The sequence below is a fragment of the Limimaricola variabilis genome, assembly GCF_014195545.1.
Taxonomy (GTDB): Bacteria; Pseudomonadota; Alphaproteobacteria; order Rhodobacterales; family Rhodobacteraceae; genus Limimaricola; species Limimaricola variabilis.
Map to the genome: position 1 here is coordinate 75,633 of NZ_JACIBX010000013.1, position 16,573 is coordinate 92,205.

The following is a 16,573-nucleotide window of genomic DNA, read 5'->3' on the forward strand; positions in this document are numbered from 1 at the left end:
ATGACCGATGCCTATATCTGTGACTACATTCGCACCCCCATCGGCCGCTATGGCGGCGCTTTGGCCGGGGTCCGTGCCGACGATCTCGGCGCTATCCCACTGCGCGCGCTGATGGCGCGCAACGCGGGTGTCGACTGGGACGCCGTCGACGAGGTGATCTATGGCTGCGCCAACCAGGCGGGCGAGGACAACCGCAACGTTGCCCGGATGTCGGCCCTGCTCGCCGGTCTGCCGGTGACGGTGCCGGGCACCACGATGAACCGGCTCTGCGGCTCGGGCATGGACGCGGTGATCACCGCCGCGCGCGCTATCCGTGCCGGCGAGGCAGAGCTGATCGTCGCCGGCGGGGTCGAGAGCATGTCCCGCGCGCCCTTCGTGATGGGCAAGGCCGAAACCGCCTTCTCGCGTTCGGCCGAGATATTCGATACCACCATCGGCTGGCGCTTCGTCAACAAGCTGATGAAGGCGCAATACGGCGTCGACTCGATGCCCGAGACCGCCGAGAACGTGGCCGAGGATTTCGCCATTTCGCGCGAGGATCAGGACGCCTTCGCGCTGCGCAGCCAGGTCAAGGCCGCTGAGGCCATCGCCTCGGGACGGCTGGCGCGCGAGATCACCCCGGTGGAGATCCCGCAGCGCAAGGGCGATCCGAAGATCGTCGACACCGACGAGCATCCCCGCGCCACCTCGCTCGAGGCGTTGGCCAAGCTGCGCGCTCCGTTCCGCGAGGGCGGCTCGGTGACGGCGGGCAACGCCTCGGGCGTCAATGACGGAGCGGCGGCGCTCATTGTCGCTTCCGCTGCGGCGGCGAAGAAGCATGGGCTGACCCCGATCGCGCGTTTCCTCGGCGGTGCGACGGCGGGCGTCGCACCGCGCATCATGGGCTTCGGACCCGCGCCCGCTTCGAAGAAGCTGATGGCGCGGCTCGGGCTGACGCCGGACGACTTTGCGGTGATCGAGCTGAACGAGGCCTTCGCGAGCCAGGGGCTCGCCACGCTGCGTGATCTCGGCATCGCCGATGGCGACGCACGGGTGAACCGCAATGGCGGCGCCATCGCGCTCGGCCACCCGCTGGGCATGTCGGGTGCACGGATCACCGGCACCGCCGCGCTCGATCTGACATCGGGCGAGAAGTCGCTCTCGACCATGTGCATCGGCGTGGGCCAGGGTATCGCCGTGGCGCTCGAGGGCGTCTGAGACGTCCGCGGTCTAGGCGGCCGGACCCGCATCGGGTCCGGCCGTCCACTCTCACGCTGCGCCGGTGGCGCCGATAAGCAGCACGACCCCGAGCCGCTGCGAAACCGTCGCGCCACCGTCGAAAGCGTCCTTGCCGCCTTTGTTGAGCCTTGTGACGACGGAGCTGCATCTGCTCCTCGATGGCCGGGCGCTTGCCCGATTGGCAGGAGGTTGTATCACGGTGGGCAAGCGCGCCGGGTTGGCCTCCCCCGCTCCGGGCGCCGAGGAGGAGACCCAGATGACCGCCTTGCCCGATGCCGTCACCGAGCCGAGCCGTTTCCTGCGCCATCTGTTCGATGCCGCGGTGGCGCGCGCCGATCCGATGCGGGTGGTGCCCGAACACCTGCCGCCGCGCCCCGAAGGGCGTCTGGTGGTCATCGGCGCGGGTCAGGCCAGCGCGCGGATGGCCGAGGCGGTCGAGGCCGTCTATGGCCCCTGCGAGGGGCTGGTGCTGACCCGCTACGGCTATGCCCGGCCCTGCAAGGGGATCGAGATCGTCGAGGCGGCGCATCCGGTCCCCGACCAGGCGGGACTCGAAGCGACGGCGCGAATGTTGGAACTGGTGTCGGGGCTGGGTTCCGAGGACACCGTGCTTGCGCTGATCTCGGGCGGCGGCTCGGCCCTGCTTTGCGCGCCGGTGGAGGGGCTGACGCTCGAGGACAAGCAGGCGGTGAACCGTGCTCTCTTGACTTCGGGCGCGCCAATCTCGGCGATGAACGTGGTACGCAAGCATCTCAGCCGGGTGAAGGGCGGGCAGCTCGGGGCAGCCTGCGCGCCGGCGCGGCTGCTGACGCTGGTGATCTCGGACGTGCCCGGTGACGACCCGGCCGAGATCGCCTCGGGTCCGACCGTGGCCGATCGCTCCACCCCGGCGCAGGCGCTCGAGATCATCGACCGCTGGAAGATCGCTCTGCCGGAAGCGGCCCGCGCCGCGATCGCCGCGGCCAGACCCGGTGACGGCCCGGTGCCGCCAGGCGATCCGCGGCTGGCGCGGGCCGAAACCCGGATCGTCGCCGCGCCTGCGCAATCGCTCGCGGTGGCGGAGGAACTGGCATGTGCGGCAGGCTGCGAGGTGCGAATGCTCGGCGATGCGCTCGAGGGTGAGGCGCGTGAGCTGGCGCGGAGCCAAGCCCACATGGCTCGCGACATCGCCGCCGATATGGCGCCCGGTGATAAGCCGGTGTTGCTGCTGTCGGGCGGCGAATGCACCGTGACGCGTCGCGGCGGCGGGCGCGGCGGGCCGAATGCGGAATTTACGTTGGCGGCGGCTATCGAACTGGCGGGCCATCCGCGTGTTCATTTGCTCGCCTGCGACACCGATGGGGTGGATGGCGCCGACGAGGTGGCGGGGGCTTGTGTCGGTCCGGATACGCTCGACCCGCTCGGCTTCGATGCCGCTTGCCACGCGCTCGACGACAATGATGCGCATGGCTTCTTCGAGAAGGTCGGTGCGCAGGTGGTCACGGGGCCAACCCTGACTAACGTCAATGATTTCCGCGCCCTTCTGGTGCTGCCGCCCGAGGTCTGAGGCGCCGGTCGGCAGGCAGCAGTCGCACACGTCGGGTACAATCTTGCAGAATCATTGCAAGATGCTGCAGAAATCTGCAAGGAGCTGCATATTGGTGGTGCCGGAGGTGTCATGGACGGAGATCATCAGGGCCCTGAACTGCGGCGGGACGCGATCAGGGCACGCCTCGACCGGGGCGCGCCGCTGTCGCTCGTGGATGCCGCGCGTGATTTCGGCGTGTCGGTCGACACGGTCCGACGTGACCTGAAGGCGCTCGAGGCCGAGGGCCGGGCGCGCTACATCCGCGGCGGAGCGCTGCCCGTGGCCCGGCCGGTGCGCCCGACCCTCGAACGGCTAGCCATCACTGATGCGATGGCCGAACGGCTCGCCGCCGCGGCGTTGCCCCTGATCGAGGACGGCATGGTGATCGCCCTCGATGGCGGGACGAGCGTGCTGGCACTGGCGCAACGCCTGCCGTCGCTGCCCGGCGCCCTTGTCGTTACGCCCTCGCCCGCAGTGGCGCTGGCCTGTCTCGCGGGGGGCATCCCGACCCGGATATTGGGCGGGCGTCTCTCTGAAGCGGGGGCCATCGCCGTTGGATCGGACACGGTCGAGGCGTTTGCCAACGTCGCGGTCGACATCGCCTTTCTCGGGGCCTGCGGGCTCGACGCCGATTTCGGGTTGAGCGCGGACGACGCGGACGAGGCGCATACCAAGCGCGCGATGATCGCCGCCAGCCACCGCGCCGTGGTCCTGGCCGACAGCGCCAAGATCGGCCGCCGCGCGCGGCACCGCGTCGTCGGCTGTGACGCGCTGCGGATTCTCGTCACCGATGCTGATGCGCGCGCGACGGCGACGCTGGCCGAAACCGGAATGGAGATCCTCAATGCCTGACCTCGTCACCCCATGGCGAGCCGTGGCCGCGGCCTTCGCGCTCAACGGCGTGCTGCTGGGCTGCTGGGCCTCGCGTGTGCCGGCGGTCGCCGCCAATTTCGGTTTGGGCGAAGGCGGGCTCGGCCTGCTTCTCTTGGTCATGGGGGTGGGCGCGCTGGTTTCCTTTCCCATGGCTGGAAAGCTGGCTGACCGCTTCGGCGCGGTGCGGGTTACGCGCTGGATCGCTGCCGCCTACTTGGTCTCGATCATGCTGGTGGGGGTGGCGCCGGTGGTGCCGGCGCTGGCCTTCGCGTTGTTTCTGTTCGGCATGTCGCACGGCGCGATGGACGTGACGATGAACGCCTGGGCGGCTGAGGTGGAGCGTCACATGGGCCGATCCGTGATGTCGTCCTTTCACGCGATGTGGAGCCTTGGCGCCGGTCTCGGCGCGGCCGGCGGCTTTGCCGCAACCAGCCTCGACGCGCCGGTGGCGCTGCATTTCATCGCCGCGCCGATCCTGGCGGCACTGCTGTTCGGACCGTTCCTGCGGATCGACTGGACCTCGCGGACCCGGAGCGGCGGTGCCGGTGATCCGGTCTTTGCCTTTCCGCGCGGCGCCTTGGTGCTGGTCGGCCTGATCGCACTGGGGGCCGGTTTGGGCGAGGGCGCTGCGGTGGACTGGAGCGCGGTGTTCCTCTCCGAGGTACTCGGCGCCAGCGAGAACGGCGCGACGCTCGGCTACGCCGTGTTCTCGGTGACGATGGTGGCGATGCGGCTCTGCGTCGATCGGTTGATCACGCGGCATGGTCCGCGCCGCGTGGCACTGGCGAGCGGCCTGCTCGCCGCGTCGGGCTACCTGCTTTGCGCGACGGCCGCGGCGTTGCCGATGGCGCTTCTGGGCTTCGTGCTGATGGGCATGGGCTACGCCGCGGTGATCCCGCTCGCCTTCAGCCGCGCCGCCGCCGACCCCGAAATCCCGCCAGGGCAGGCGATCGCCTCGGTCGCAACGCTGGCCTACGGCGCGATGCTGATCGGTCCGCCGGCGATCGGCTTCATCGCCGACATTGCATCCCTGCGGCTGTCCTTCGTGCTGGTGGCGCTGTTCGCCCTTCTGATCGCGGCGCTGTCGCCCGTGCTCGGACGCCGCCGCCCGGAGGTGCAGGCGGCATGACGGCCGAACGGGCCCGGCCTTAGCCGGCGGCCCGCTCGGACGGCTCCGCGGGAGGTGCTGCCTTGGCCAGCTTGCAGGCCGCTTCGTGTTGGCTGAGAAACACCTCGCCGGTCAGTTCGTCGAGGAAATGGCTGCGCTTCAGGCGGTCCATCACCGGTCCCTTCACCTCGCTCAGATGCAGGCGGACGCCCGCGTCGTGCAGCCGGGTGTTGATCGCCTCGAGCGACTCCAACGCCGAGAGATCGATCGCGTTGACCGCCGGGAACATCAGTACGACGTCCGTGAGTTCGGGCTTGTCGGCCGCGTAGTTCGACAGCTGGTCCTCGAGATAGCGGGCGTTCGGGAAGTAGAGGCTTTCATCGACGCGCAGTGTCAGCACATGCGGCTGGGTTTCGACCTCGTGGCGCAGCACGTTGCGGAAATGCTCGGTGCCCGGCACTCGGCCGACCACCGCCATGTGCGGGCGCGAGGTCTTGTAGAGATGCACGAGGATCGAGGTGACCACGCCCGCGGTGACGCCGACCTCGACACCGAACACCAGTGTCAGCAGGATCGTCGCCGAGACGGCGGCGAAATCGGCGCGGCTGAAGGCCCAGGCGCGTTTCAGGATCGAGAAATCGACGAGGCTCAGCACGGCCACGATGATCGTGGCGGCCAGCGTCGCCTTGGGCAGGTAGTGGATCAGCGGCGTCAGGAATAGCGCGGCCAGCGCGAGGCCAAGGGCGGTGAAAGCCCCGGCGGCGGGGGTCTCGGCCCCGGCATCGTAGTTCACCACCGAGCGCGAGAAGCCCCCCGTCACCGGGAAGCCGCCCGTGAAGGCCGCGCCGAGATTGGCGGTGCCGAGACCGATCAGTTCCTGGTCGGGGTCGATGCGCTGACGCTTCTTGGCGGCCAGCGTCTGCGCGACCGAGATCGACTCCACGAAACCGATGATCGAAATCAGCATCGCCGGGATGAAGAGCTGCGAAATCAGCGACGGGGAAAGGGAGGGCAGGGTGAGCGGCGGCAGGCTTTGCGGCACCTCGCCGACGATGGCGACGCCGCGTTCGCCCAGATCGAACAGCCAGACCGCCAGTGTCGTGGCGACGATGGCTAGGACGGGGCCGGTCTTGGCACCGATGTCGGCCATGCGCGGGCCAAGGCCGATACGGCGCAACAGCGGCTTCAACCCCTTGCGGACCCAGAACAGGAACGCGGTGGCAGAGACGCCGAGCACGACGGTGATCAAGTTGGTCTCGCCCACATGCGCCCAAAGCCCATCGAGTATCTCGATCAGCGTGTGGCCTTCGCCCTGAATGCCAAGGATGTGGCGCAGCTGGCTCGCCGCGATCAGGATGCCGGACGCCGTGATGAAGCCCGCGATCACCGGGTGCGACAGGAAGTTGGCGAGAAAGCCGAGGCGGAACAGCCCCAGCGCCAGCAGCATCGCGCCCGACAGGAAGGCGAGCGTCAGCGCCGCGGCGACGTAGCCCACCGTGCCGCTCTCGGCGATGTTGCCCACCGCCGCCGCCGTCATCAGCGACACCACCGCGACCGGGCCCACCGCCAATGCGCGCGAGGTGCCGAAGATCGCGTAGAGCACGATCGGCGCGATCGAGGCATAGATCCCGGCCTCGGGCGGCATGCCGGCAAGCAGCGCGTAGGCCAGCGACTGCGGGATCAGCATGATCGTCACGATCACGGCGGCGACCATGTCGCCGGTGAAGGTGGAGCGGTCGTAACGCCGTCCCCAGTTGAGGATCGGCAAATAGCGCGACAGCGGGGGCATGGTCATCCGTATCCGTCCGGTCTTTGGGGGAAGGAAAGCGGGCGGCCCGTGGGCCGCCCGAAAGCTCAATCGAAGCGGTTCACCGGCAGCTTCAGGTAGTGGTTGCCGTCATCCTCGGCCGGGGGCAGCCGCCCGCCGCGCAGGTTGATCTGCAGCGCGGCGAGGATGCGGTTCGGCAGCGCCAGCGTCTTGTCGCGGGTCTGACGGCGCTCAATGAAGGCTTCGCGCTCGGTGCCATCCTTGACGTGGATGTTGTGCGCGCGGTGCTCGTCGACCGTGGCCTCCCACATCGGCTCCTTGCGCTCCTTGGTGCCGTAGTCATGGCCGACATTGAGGCGGGTGTTTCCCGGCAGGGCGAGGATGTCCTGGATCGAGTCCCACAGCTCGGCGGTCTTGCCGCCCGGGAAATCCGAGCGCGAGGTACCGGCGTCGGGATGCATCAGCGTGTCATGCACGAAGGCCGCATCGCCGCAGACATAGGTGATCGAGCCCAGCGTGTGACCGGGCGAGAGCATCACGCGCGCGTCCAGCTCACCGATCTTGAAGGTCTCGCCCTCCTCGAACAGGTGGTCGAAATCACGGTTCGCGTCGAAGGCGTCGGGCAGGTTGTAGATGTCGGCCCAGATCTTGGCGATCTCGGGTACCAGCGCGCCGATCGCGTTGGGGGCGCCGGTGCGCTCCTTGAGGTGCGCCGAGGCCATGACGTGATCGGCATGGGGGTGGGTGTCGAGCACCCATTGCACCTTCAGGTCGTTGTCGCGCACGATGTCGAGGACCTGATCCATGCTCTCGGTGGAGAAACGGTAGTTCTTGGGATCGAAGTTCCAGACCACGTCGATCAGCGCCGCCTGACGGGTCTTGGGGTCGGCACAGATATACTGGATCGACCCGGTGTCGGGCTCGTAGATGCCCCAGACATCGGGGCTGCCTTCGCCGGTCGAGGGCGAATGGCGGACGACGCGGCTCTTGAGGGGGTCGGTCATTGGGTGGCTCCTTTGCTAAGGGGCATGGAGAGGTCGGGGGTGTGCCGAGCCAGCCACATGCCGGCCAGCATGAAGGGCACGAAGATCAGCGTCCCGGTCGCCGCGATCGGCAGCGCGGTCAGCGCCGGGCCGGGGCAGAAGCCGCCGAGCCCCCAACCGGTGCCGAACAGCACTGCGCCGGTCAGCAGCTTGGGGTCGAGGTCGGTGCGGCTCGGAATGCGGAACTCGGTGTCGAAGAACGGGCGCGAGCGGCTGCGGGTGAGCCAGGCAAAGCCCGGTGCGGTCACCGCGATGGCGCCGCCCATGACGAAGGCGAGGCTTGGATCCCAGGTGCCGAACACGTCGAGGAAGTTCAGCACCTTGGCCGGGTCGGACATGCCGGAGATGATCAGGCCGAAGCCGAAGATCAGGCCGGAGAGAAGCGCAAAGATCTGTTTCATCTCAGCCTCCGCTCAGGTGACGGGTGACGAAGACCGTGACGAAAGCCGCGGCCATGAAGGTGCCGGTGGCGACGATCGAGCGCATCGAGCCGCGGCTGATGCCGCAGACGCCGTGGCCGGAGGTGCAGCCATTGCCATAGGTGGCGCCGAAGCCCACGAGCAGGCCCGCGACCGCCATCAACACCGGGCTCGACGGCACCCATTGCTGCGGCCATTCGCCGGACACCACCAGCCAGATCGGCGCGGCGAGCAGCAGCCCCAGCACGAACAGCGCCGAGACGCCGCGCGCCTCGCCATCGGTGGAGCGCGCGAAGATCCGCGAGGTGAGGCCGCTGATGCCGGCGATGCGGCCGTTCGTGGCCATCAGCAGCACCGCCGAGGCCCCGATCATCATGCCGCCCGCGAGCGACAGCCAGGGGGTGAACTCTGTTTCCATCTCTCGACTCCGTGATACGACGGTCAACGCCGCCGGGCTTGTCTTGTTTCAGGACATCAATATATTTGCTTGAATGAATATTCAATGGGTCGAATATGAAAATCACTGACGATTTCCTCGAAGGCGACATCCAGGGCGCGGCGGCGCTGATGGGCATGCTGGCCTCCGAGGCGCGGCTGCAGATCCTGTGCCGCCTGCTGGACGGGGAGCGTTCGGTGGGGGATCTGGCGCAGGCCTGCGGCCTGTCGCAGCCGACCATGTCGCAGCAGCTCAAGCGGCTGAAGGAGGCCGGTCTGGTCGATGGGCGGCGCGACGGGCAGACCATCTATTACAGCGTGAAGGGGCGCGAGGTCGCGGCCGTGCTCGAAACGTTGCACCAGCTCTACTGCACCCGCTGACAATATTTGCCCGGCAGCGCTGGGCGTAGGGGCGGCAGGAGCCTATAGCCTCTCCCCGTCGCACCTGCGATGTATCGGCAGGTCCGGTTGGGCCGTTCAGACGGCGAGGAGCTTGCGATACATCTCGAGCAGGAAGGCCTCGGCGTCGGCGAACCGGTCCTTGGCCTTCTCCGGTGCGATCTCCTCGATCTGCACATCGAAATCGGCGTAGTGCTGCGTCGTGGCCCAGATCGAATACAGCAGGTGATGCGGGTCAACGGGCGCCATGCGGCCGGTCTGGATCCAGTCCTCCAGTACCGCGATCTTGGCGTTGTAGAGCTCCTTCAGCGGACCGAAGATCTCGCTCTTGGACTGCGGCAGGCCGCTCAGGATCTCGTTGGCGAAGAACTTGCTCTCCTTGGGAAAGTTCTTCGAGATGTCGAGCTTGCGCCGAATGTACTGGCAGATTTCCTCGACCGGCTCGCCATGCGGGCTGAGCATGTTCAGAGGCGCCATCCAGAGCTGCAGCGTGCGGGCCAGAAGCTCGCGGCGGATCGCGTCCTTGCTTTCGAAGTAATAAAGCAGGTTCGGCGTGGTAAGCCCGGCGGTCTTGGCGATCAGGTTGATCGAGGCGCCGGAGGAGCCGTGCTGGGCGAAGACTTCGAGCGCGGCGCCGAGGATCTGTTCGGTGTTCTTGCGCTGGATCCGGGTCTTGGGCTTCGTGCCCGCCATGCGTGCCATGAGCCGTCCAGCCCCTCGTAAAGGTCAATCCGCTTGCCCTATTGCACAACTTAGACGGCAAGACCAGCGGTCGGATGGCAGGGGCGGACCGTTCCGGCGGGCGGGCTGAGCCGCCCGCCGGGGGTGTCTCGGAGCGCTGGGCCCTCAGGAAACGGCCTTCAGCTGGGTGACGTTGCCTGCATCCTTGCGGAAGGCGGGGATCACCGTGTCGCCGTAATCGGCGATGATCTTCTCCTCGTCGCCGCTGTCGAGATAGATGTTGAACTGCGTGGTCCCGGCTTCCTCGAGCTCGCGGATCTTGGCGATGTGCTCCTCAGGGGTGCCGAGCACGCAGAAGCTCTTGATGATGTCCTCGGTGATGAAGTCGAGATACGGGTTATCGCTCTGGCCGTGCTTGGAGTAGTCGTAGCCCTTGCGGTTCTCGATGTAGGAGGTGAGCGAGGAGGGCACCTGGTCGCTGTCGGCACCGTATTTCTCGACGATGTCGGCGACGTGGTTGCCGACCATGGCGGGGAACCACTTCACCTTCTCGATCGCCTCGTCGATCGGCCCGGTATGGGCCGGCGCGGCGGCCATCACCTTGTAGTTCGACATGTCGAGCCCGGCCTCGGTGCCGGCGTTCTTGGCCTGATCCGCGAGCCACTTCACGATCTTCGGCTCGGCGATCTGCAGAACCACGCCGTCACCGACACGGCCGGCCGAGGCCAGCGCCTTGGGGCCGTAGGCACCGATCCAGACGGGCAGCTCGTAGCCGTCGGCCCAGGGGAACTTCACCGGCTCGGGGCATTCGCCATACTGCACTTCCTCGCCGCGGATCAGCGCCTTCACCACGTGGGTGAACTCCTCGAGCCGCTTGAGCGTCGAGGGCTTCTTGCCCATCACGCGCACCGCGCTGTCGCCGCGGCCGAGGCCGATGTCGAAGCGGCCGCCGGACTGCTTGGCGAGCGAGCCGAACAGCGAGGCCGCGACCGACCACTCGCGCGAGTTCGGGTTGGTCACCAGCGGGCCGAAGCGCATCTTGGTGGTGTGCTCCATGCACATCGCCATGGCGACGAAGCTCTCGCGCCACAGGATGTGGCTGTCGTAGAACCAGCAATAGTCGAAGCCCGCGTTCTCGGCCTGACGGACCAGGGCACGGGCGCGTTCGGGCTCGACGAAGCCCTTGAAGCAGATGCCGAATTCCATGTGATTTTTCCTCCCTAGAAAATTGATGGTCTCTTGTTCGTTCAGTGATCGGGCGGGCAGATGCGGATGCCCGCATGGCTGAAGGGCACCGCTTTCGAGATGTTCAGCCGGATCAGGATCGGGGTGATCGCTTCGATGCAGCGCGCCGATTGCGCGTCGCCCGCGTTGTAGGCCTCGACGCCGAGCTTGCGCACGAGCTCGATCACCTTCTTGCGGGCCTCGAGGCTGTTGCCGCAGACGAGGATGTCGCAGTTGATCGACTGGTCGAGCGCCTTCAGCGTCACCGCCGAGACGTTGTGCAGCGCGCCGATCACCGGGATCTCGTCGCCCAAGAGCGCCTGCGCGGCCTCGGTGGCCGAGCCCTCGGGCGGCATGGCCACCTTCTTAGGGTCGCCCTCGGCGAGCGGCACCACGATGTCGACGAGGATCTTGCCCGCGAGCGCGGGCTTGAGCGCCTCGAGCGTCGCGTTGTGGGCCGAGAAGGGGACCGCGAGGATCACCATTTCCTCGGCGGCGGCGGTGGCACCCTCGTTGTCGAGGCCACGGATCTTCGCCGCGTCCGAGGGCAGCTGTGCCTGCAGTTCCTCGGCGATGGCGGCGGCGCGCACGCCGTCGCGGCCGCCGAGAACCACCTCGACGCCGGCCCGCGCGAAGCGCAGCGCGAGGCCCTGTCCCTGCGGTCCCGTGCCGCCAATGATCGCGATAGTCATCTGAACATGTCCTCTTGTTTCTTGCGTAGGATGTCGGCGCCGCGGCTCTCGGCGGGCGTCCAGTCGAGACCGCGCAGCAGCACCGCGGGCGTCTTGCCGTCCTTGCGCACCACGAGGCCCGAGGCGGCGGCGATCTCGTCGGCCAGCGCCGGTTCGGTCACCTGCAGGGGGCGGCCCCAGGCATCGGTGTTGCCCTGCTCGCGGATCGTCGCGGGCACCTTCGACAGGCCGATCGCGACGTTCACCTGTCCCAGCCGCCAGGGCCGGCCGAAGGTGTCGGTCATCACCACGCCGATTTCGGCGCCGAAACGGGCCTTTAGCGCCTCGCGCAGCGCCGCGCAGCTCGCATCCGGGTCGGGCGGCAGCACCATAACGGCGCTTTCCTCGCCGAAATTCGATTCATCGACCGCCGCGTTGGCCGAGATGAAGCCGAGCCGATGCTCGCAGATCATCGTGCCTTCGTTCTGATCGGGGCGGCGGAAGGAGCGGACCACGCGAGTGCTCTCGCGCAGCACCACCTCGACTTTGCGGGGGTCCTTGTTCAGCTCCTCGGCGTAGCGAAGCGCCTCCTCGGAAGGCGTCACCGTGTCGAGCGGAATGATGCAGCCTTCGGCCTTGGAAAAGATCTTCTGCGCGACGCACAGGACGTCGCCGTGACGCAGGCCGAGATCGGCGGCGTCGAGCCGGTCGCCGATGATCGCGGCGAGATCGTCGCCGTTGCGGATGTCGGGGATGCCGGGGATGGCGGTGAGCGAGACGGAAAGGCTCATTGCGCGTTCTCCTGACGCAGGTGGCGCAGATGGCCCGTGGGCAGGTGGTGCAGGTCGGCGACGGTGTCGATGTCGACGCGCAGGCTGCCAAGCGGCATCATCACCGGTGTGAGGCCCGCCGCCTCGGCGGCGCGGCGGTGCCGGATCGTCGACTTCGCGCCGTAGGCAAAGGCGAAGGGGCAGGGCAGCGGCACCATCAGCGCGTTGGTGCCTAGGTCCTTGGCCGGGCAGATCACCGCCGTCGCGTCCTCGAGCGGGTGGTCGAGCAGCCAGGCCAGATCGACCGGGTCGGGATCGGCGAGATCGCCAGGCAGGACGCAGAGCGCGTCGTAGCCGTGCGTCGTGGCCCAGTTTGCCGCCGCTTCCACAGCCAGCGACAGCGACGCCGCGCCACCATCGTCGATGACCCTCAGGCCGAGCGTCTCGGCCTCCTCGCGAATGGTCGGGCTTGCGCTGACCACGGCGAGATCGATCTGCGGTCCGAGCCCCTCGATGGCATCGCGCAGCCGGTTCACCGTCACCCGGAACAGGCTCAGCGCCAACTGCCCGCGCTCCTCCGGCGTCAGCGCGAGGCCGAGCCGGGTCTTGGCGTCGCGCGGATCCTTCATCGGAATCGCGACGAGCCGCTTGCCCGCGGTGTTCATGCCATTGCCTCCGCCGGGGTGAAGGCGAGATCGAGGATCTCGCGCGCCAGCCGGGCCTTGTCGGCCTGCGATTTCATCAGGATGTCGCTGTAATGCGGGGCGGGGCCCTCGGCCGCGATCTCCGCCGCAAGGGCATCATCGGCATGGTCGATGACCAGTCGGTCGGCCAGCGTGCGGTAGCGCCGGGCGACCCCGAGCGCGTCGGCGCGCAGGCCGAGCGAGGCCATCATCCGGTCGGCCGGGCCCTTGACCACGCGCCCGTCGATAAATGGGCTGACCGCGATCTTCGGCGCGGTGGCGGCGCGCAGCGCCTCCGTGATCCCGGGCACGCCGAGGATCGGCGCGATGCTCACCAGCGGGTTCGACGGCGCGATGACGATCAGGTCGGCCGCGGTGATCGCGGCCAGCGCCTCGGGCGTCGGGCGGGCCATGTCCATGCCGGAAAATGCGATCTCGCGGATCTCCGGGGCGCAGCGCTCGCGCACGAAATATTCCTGAAAGCTCAGCCAGCGGCCATCGGTGGTGCGCAGCCGGGTCTGCACCACGTCGTCGGTGGGCAGCAGGATCGCAGGTGTGACGCCGAAGGCGCGGGCCACGTCACGGGCAATGTCGGAGGGCCGGTCCCCCCGCGCGCGCCGCATCGTGCGGTGGATGTGCAGACCGAAATCGCGGTCGCCGAGCGACATCCACGTCTCGGCGCCCAAGAGCTTCAGCGTCTCCAGCGCCCGGTGCCCCTCATCGGCGACGCCCCAGCCCTGCGCGCGGTCGATCCGCCCGGCGAGGCTGTAGGTCAGCGTGTCGATATCGGGCGAGACCCACAGCCCGTGGAAGCTCTCGTCATCGGCGACGTTGCCGATCACCGTCAGCGCCACGTCGTCATGGGCGGCAAGCCCCTCGGCCATCTTGGCGCCACCGACGCCACCGGCCAGCAGGCAGACCTTGCGCGGGTTCATTGCGCAGCCTCGACCGAGGCAGCGGGCCGCTCGGGGAACATCTCGAGGAAGGCCAGCGGATCACGGCCGTTGCGGTCCACGAGCGGCGCCAGTTCCTCGGGATCATGATGCTCGAACACCTCGCGCGTCTCGTAGACGGTGTTGCGGCGCACCGGCACGCGGCCCGCGGCGCGGATCATCCGCACCAGCTCCTTCGCAGTGATCTCCTGCCCGTGGTCGGAGCCCGCGGCGCGCGAGATGCTCTCGTTCATCAGCGTGCCGCCCAGATCGTTGACCCCGCGCGACAGCATCTCCTGCGCCCGCGCCGCACCGAGCTTTGTCCAGCTCACCTGGATGTTGTCGATCCAGCCATGCAACATGATCCGCGACACCGCGTGCATCAGGTCGACCTCGCGCGCGGTCGGGCCGGGGCGCACCTTGTCGGGGTTCTGGGCGTAGAGCGGCGAGTCGGTGTGCACGAAGGAAAGCGGCACCAACTCGGTGAAGCCGCCGGTGTCCTTCTGGATGTCGCGCAGGAGCGCGATATGCGCGGCCCAATGCTCGGGCGCATCGACATGACCGTACATGATGGTGGCCGTCGTCGGGATGCCGACCTCATGCGCGGTGCGGATGATCTCGACCCAGCGCTCGGCCGAGAGCTTATTGGTGGTGAGCTGCATCCGGACCTCGGTGTCGAGGATCTCGGCCGCCGTGCCGGGCATCGAATCGAGGCCGGCTTCCTTCAGATCGGTCAGGAAATCGCGGTAGGACATCTTGGTCTTGGAGGCGCCGTACCAGATCTCGAAGGGCGAGAAGGCATGGATGTGCATGCCGGGCAGTGCCGTCTTGATGGCGCGGATGATCTGCCGGTAGTAGGTCCCCTCCATCTTCGGGTGCAGCCCGCCCTGGATGCAGACCTCGGTCGCGCCGCGATCCCAGGCCTGCTGCGCGCGCTCTACGATCTGCGCAGGTTCGAGCCATTCGGCGGATTTGTCCTCGGTGCGCTTGGCGAAGCCGCAGAACCTGCAGCCCATGTAGCAGATGTTGGTGAAGTTGATGTTGCGGTTCACCACGAAGCTCACCCGGTCGCCATTGGCGCGGCGGCGCAGCGTGTCGGCGGTGCGGTAGACGGCGTCGATATCCGCCCCCTCGGCGCGGAACAGGGCCACGCCCTCTTCGGTGCTCACCTCGCCGCCCGAGAGCGCCTTTTCGAGGATCGCGCGGATCGGGTCGGATGCGCCGCCCACGGCGGCGGGATCGCAGGCGAACTGCCGGGTCGTCGACTGGAAGGTCATGCTGTCTCTCCGATGTGCCGCTGCTCGCGCGCCAGCCCTTCGCCCCCGGCCATGCCGAGTGCCCGGGCCCGCACGGACGGGTTGATGAAGCCCGAGTCGCCGGTGAGGTATCTCGGGTAGACGGTGAGCCTTTCGCGCAGCTCGAACCCGGCCTCGGCGCAGGACCGGGCGAGGGCGCGGATCTCGGGCCATTCGTGCTGCGGGTTGATGAAGTCGATGGTGACCGGGGAAATGCCGCCCCAATCGTTTATGCCCGCGTCGAGATAGGCGATGTGCCGCGCGCTCAGGTTCGGCGGCGCCTGCAGGCTGATCTCTGGCGACAGGATGATCCGCGCCGCCGCGATGGTGCGCAGCATGTCCTCGAGGCCGGGCTCGGGGTGGTTGGCCATCTCGATGTCGGGCTTGCGCTGGAAGTTCTGGATGATGACCTCCTGCACGTGGCCGTGACGCGCATGGGCGGCATTGATCGCCTCCAGCGCCTCGATCCGCTCCGCCCAGGTCTCGCCGATGCCGATCAGCAACCCGGTGGTGAAGGGCACGCGCTTCTCGCCCGCCCGCTCCAGCGTGCGCAGCCGCTGCACCGGCGTCTTGTCGGGGCAGGCGTAATGCGGCTGGCCCTTGCGGGTCAGGCGGCGGCTGACGGTTTCGAGCATCATGCCCATCGAGGCCGAGACCGGCTTGAGCGTGTCGATCTCGTCATCGGTGAGCGTGCCGGCGTTGACATGCGGCAGCAGGCTGGTCTCGCGCAGCACCAGCGCACACATGTCGCGCAGGTAGTCGGTCAGCTTCGAATAACCCAGCCGTTCCAGCCCCTTGCGCGCCGCCTCATAGCGCAGCTCGGGTTTTTCTCCGAGGCTGAACAGCAGCTCCTTGCAGCCCTCGCGCTCGCCGCGCAGCGCCTCGGCGAGCACCTGTTCGGGCGTCATGATCCGCGCCTCGGGCGAGGAGGGATGCTTGACGAAGGTGCAGTAGCCGCAGGTGTCGCGGCACATGTTGGTTAGCGGCACGAAGGCCTTGCGCGAGTAGGTGACCGTGCGGCCCCAGGCCGCGTCGCGGATCTGGCGGGCGCTGGCCATCAGGGCATCGAGATCCCCTGTTTCGGCCATCGCGGCGCCGGTGCTGGGCAAGTGGCTGGTCATGATCTCCTCCTGCCGCCAAGGCTGAGCGATCTCGATACGACTTGTCAAAACTATTTTTAGCATCAGATCAAAAAACAGCCTGACGTCAGTTTTTATTATTTAAAAGCAACATATTGGTGCTTATGATCATTTCTTCATGATCAAAATAATTGACTACTAGATAAAACAACGCGGATAGTCGGGTCAGGCTTCATGCGGTGCTTGGGAGGGCGCCCATGGGCAGTGGGAGGACAGAACCGTGATTATTGGATCGCCACGAGAAATGGCGGCTGGCGAGGCGCGGGTATCGATGACCCCGTCTTCGGCGCGTGACTTGCAGAAGCTTGGGCACGAGTGCCTGATCGAGGCGGGGGCGGGCCTGGCGGC

The 16,573-nt window shown here is 67.7% G+C and carries 18 protein-coding genes; 6 read left to right on the forward strand and 12 right to left on the reverse strand.

The genetic code is table 11. The features are described 5' to 3' along the window. The 4 genes from pcaF (at window position 1) to FHS00_RS14690 (ending at window position 4,787) form a co-directional block, all read left to right on the forward strand. Entirely contained in the window at window positions 1-1,197 is a 1,197-nt protein-coding gene (gene pcaF, locus FHS00_RS14675) for a 3-oxoadipyl-CoA thiolase (protein ID WP_183474836.1), read from the forward strand. Window positions 1,198-1,474: 277 nt separating this feature from the next. Next, complete coding sequence (locus FHS00_RS14680) at window positions 1,475-2,764, forward strand: glycerate kinase type-2 family protein (protein WP_183474837.1); 1,290 nt, start codon at window positions 1,475-1,477, stop codon at window positions 2,762-2,764. 111 nt (window positions 2,765-2,875) lie between these two features. Then, a complete protein-coding gene (locus tag FHS00_RS14685; protein ID WP_183474838.1) occupies window positions 2,876-3,637 on the forward strand; it encodes a DeoR/GlpR family DNA-binding transcription regulator in 762 nt (253 codons plus the stop codon). Next, the gene (locus tag FHS00_RS14690; protein WP_183474839.1) at window positions 3,630-4,787 is read left to right on the forward strand and encodes an MFS transporter; all 1,158 of its coding nucleotides are present in this window, start codon (window positions 3,630-3,632) and stop codon (window positions 4,785-4,787) included. Before FHS00_RS14685 ends, FHS00_RS14690 begins: the two co-directional genes overlap by 8 nt. Before the next feature lie 19 nt (window positions 4,788-4,806). Here the strand turns inward: FHS00_RS14690 and FHS00_RS14695 are convergent, their stop codons facing one another. From FHS00_RS14695 to FHS00_RS14710, 4 genes are all read right to left on the reverse strand, one after another. After that, complete coding sequence (locus tag FHS00_RS14695; protein ID WP_183474859.1) at window positions 4,807-6,555, reverse strand: SulP family inorganic anion transporter; 1,749 nt, start codon at window positions 6,553-6,555, stop codon at window positions 4,807-4,809. Window positions 6,556-6,620: 65 nt separating this feature from the next. Continuing rightward, window positions 6,621-7,538 (reverse strand): MBL fold metallo-hydrolase, encoded by a 918-nt coding sequence (locus tag FHS00_RS14700; protein WP_183474840.1) that lies wholly within the window; start codon window positions 7,536-7,538, stop codon window positions 6,621-6,623. After that, window positions 7,535-7,978: a YeeE/YedE family protein gene (locus FHS00_RS14705; RefSeq protein ID WP_085897827.1), complete on the reverse strand. Its 444-nt coding sequence runs from the start codon at window positions 7,976-7,978 to the stop codon at window positions 7,535-7,537. The genes FHS00_RS14700 and FHS00_RS14705 overlap by 4 nt, the downstream gene beginning before the upstream one ends. A 1-nt stretch (window position 7,979) precedes the next feature. Further along, window positions 7,980-8,414 (reverse strand): YeeE/YedE family protein, encoded by a 435-nt coding sequence (locus tag FHS00_RS14710; protein WP_183474841.1) that lies wholly within the window; start codon window positions 8,412-8,414, stop codon window positions 7,980-7,982. Window positions 8,415-8,509: 95 nt separating this feature from the next. Here FHS00_RS14710 and FHS00_RS14715 point away from each other — a divergent pair, with 95 nt between their 5' ends. Then, a complete protein-coding gene (locus tag FHS00_RS14715; protein WP_183474842.1) occupies window positions 8,510-8,812 on the forward strand; it encodes an ArsR/SmtB family transcription factor in 303 nt (100 codons plus the stop codon). 96 nt (window positions 8,813-8,908) lie between these two features. Here the strand turns inward: FHS00_RS14715 and FHS00_RS14720 are convergent, their stop codons facing one another. From FHS00_RS14720 to cofG, 8 genes are all read right to left on the reverse strand, one after another. Then, a complete protein-coding gene (locus tag FHS00_RS14720; protein ID WP_183474843.1) occupies window positions 8,909-9,532 on the reverse strand; it encodes a TetR family transcriptional regulator C-terminal domain-containing protein in 624 nt (207 codons plus the stop codon). Between the two features lie 144 nt (window positions 9,533-9,676). Further along, window positions 9,677-10,717 carry a TIGR03842 family LLM class F420-dependent oxidoreductase gene (locus FHS00_RS14725; protein WP_183474844.1) on the reverse strand — a complete coding sequence of 347 codons (1,041 nt, stop codon included), beginning with the start codon at window positions 10,715-10,717 and terminating at the stop codon, window positions 9,677-9,679. A gap of 41 nt (window positions 10,718-10,758) precedes the next feature. Further along, complete coding sequence (npdG, locus tag FHS00_RS14730) at window positions 10,759-11,427, reverse strand: NADPH-dependent F420 reductase (protein ID WP_183474845.1); 669 nt, start codon at window positions 11,425-11,427, stop codon at window positions 10,759-10,761. After that, complete coding sequence (gene cofE / locus FHS00_RS14735) at window positions 11,424-12,197, reverse strand: coenzyme F420-0:L-glutamate ligase (RefSeq protein WP_183474846.1); 774 nt, start codon at window positions 12,195-12,197, stop codon at window positions 11,424-11,426. Before cofE ends, npdG begins: the two co-directional genes overlap by 4 nt. Then, complete coding sequence (gene cofC, locus FHS00_RS14740; protein ID WP_183474847.1) at window positions 12,194-12,841, reverse strand: 2-phospho-L-lactate guanylyltransferase; 648 nt, start codon at window positions 12,839-12,841, stop codon at window positions 12,194-12,196. Before cofC ends, cofE begins: the two co-directional genes overlap by 4 nt. After that, on the reverse strand, window positions 12,838-13,794 hold the full coding sequence (gene cofD / locus FHS00_RS14745; protein ID WP_183474848.1) for a 2-phospho-L-lactate transferase: 957 nt from the start codon (window positions 13,792-13,794) through the stop codon (window positions 12,838-12,840). The genes cofC and cofD overlap by 4 nt, the downstream gene beginning before the upstream one ends. Continuing rightward, on the reverse strand, window positions 13,791-15,068 hold the full coding sequence (gene cofH, locus FHS00_RS14750) for a 5-amino-6-(D-ribitylamino)uracil--L-tyrosine 4-hydroxyphenyl transferase CofH (RefSeq protein ID WP_183474849.1): 1,278 nt from the start codon (window positions 15,066-15,068) through the stop codon (window positions 13,791-13,793). The genes cofD and cofH overlap by 4 nt, the downstream gene beginning before the upstream one ends. After that, a complete protein-coding gene (gene cofG / locus FHS00_RS14755; RefSeq protein WP_183474850.1) occupies window positions 15,065-16,207 on the reverse strand; it encodes a 7,8-didemethyl-8-hydroxy-5-deazariboflavin synthase CofG in 1,143 nt (380 codons plus the stop codon). The genes cofH and cofG overlap by 4 nt, the downstream gene beginning before the upstream one ends. Before the next feature lie 262 nt (window positions 16,208-16,469). Between cofG and FHS00_RS14760 the strand changes: the two genes are divergently transcribed. Continuing rightward, on the forward strand, window positions 16,470-16,573 hold a 104-nt coding region (locus FHS00_RS14760), incomplete at its 3' end, for a hypothetical protein (RefSeq protein WP_221188857.1).

Excerpts from the sequence above, each read along its gene's own strand:
- pcaF (WP_183474836.1), top strand. The coding sequence starts at position 1 with ATGACCGATGCCTATATCTGTGACTACATTCGCACCCCCATCGGCCGC.
- FHS00_RS14725 (WP_183474844.1), bottom strand. The coding sequence starts at position 10,717 with ATGGAATTCGGCATCTGCTTCAAGGGCTTCGTCGAGCCCGAACGCGCC.
- FHS00_RS14715 (WP_183474842.1), top strand. The coding sequence starts at position 8,510 with ATGAAAATCACTGACGATTTCCTCGAAGGCGACATCCAGGGCGCGGCG.
- FHS00_RS14705 (WP_085897827.1), bottom strand. The coding sequence starts at position 7,978 with ATGAAACAGATCTTTGCGCTTCTCTCCGGCCTGATCTTCGGCTTCGGC.
- FHS00_RS14690 (WP_183474839.1), top strand. The coding sequence starts at position 3,630 with ATGCCTGACCTCGTCACCCCATGGCGAGCCGTGGCCGCGGCCTTCGCG.
- cofC (WP_183474847.1), bottom strand. The coding sequence starts at position 12,841 with ATGAACACCGCGGGCAAGCGGCTCGTCGCGATTCCGATGAAGGATCCG.
- FHS00_RS14695 (WP_183474859.1), bottom strand. The coding sequence starts at position 6,555 with ATGCCCCCGCTGTCGCGCTATTTGCCGATCCTCAACTGGGGACGGCGT.
- cofG (WP_183474850.1), bottom strand. The coding sequence starts at position 16,207 with ATGACCAGCCACTTGCCCAGCACCGGCGCCGCGATGGCCGAAACAGGG.
- npdG (WP_183474845.1), bottom strand. The coding sequence starts at position 11,427 with ATGACTATCGCGATCATTGGCGGCACGGGACCGCAGGGACAGGGCCTC.
- FHS00_RS14680 (WP_183474837.1), top strand. The coding sequence starts at position 1,475 with ATGACCGCCTTGCCCGATGCCGTCACCGAGCCGAGCCGTTTCCTGCGC.
- cofH (WP_183474849.1), bottom strand. The coding sequence starts at position 15,068 with ATGACCTTCCAGTCGACGACCCGGCAGTTCGCCTGCGATCCCGCCGCC.
- FHS00_RS14710 (WP_183474841.1), bottom strand. The coding sequence starts at position 8,414 with ATGGAAACAGAGTTCACCCCCTGGCTGTCGCTCGCGGGCGGCATGATG.
- FHS00_RS14685 (WP_183474838.1), top strand. The coding sequence starts at position 2,876 with ATGGACGGAGATCATCAGGGCCCTGAACTGCGGCGGGACGCGATCAGG.
- FHS00_RS14720 (WP_183474843.1), bottom strand. The coding sequence starts at position 9,532 with ATGGCACGCATGGCGGGCACGAAGCCCAAGACCCGGATCCAGCGCAAG.
- cofE (WP_183474846.1), bottom strand. The coding sequence starts at position 12,197 with ATGAGCCTTTCCGTCTCGCTCACCGCCATCCCCGGCATCCCCGACATC.
- cofD (WP_183474848.1), bottom strand. The coding sequence starts at position 13,794 with ATGAACCCGCGCAAGGTCTGCCTGCTGGCCGGTGGCGTCGGTGGCGCC.
- FHS00_RS14700 (WP_183474840.1), bottom strand. The coding sequence starts at position 7,538 with ATGACCGACCCCCTCAAGAGCCGCGTCGTCCGCCATTCGCCCTCGACC.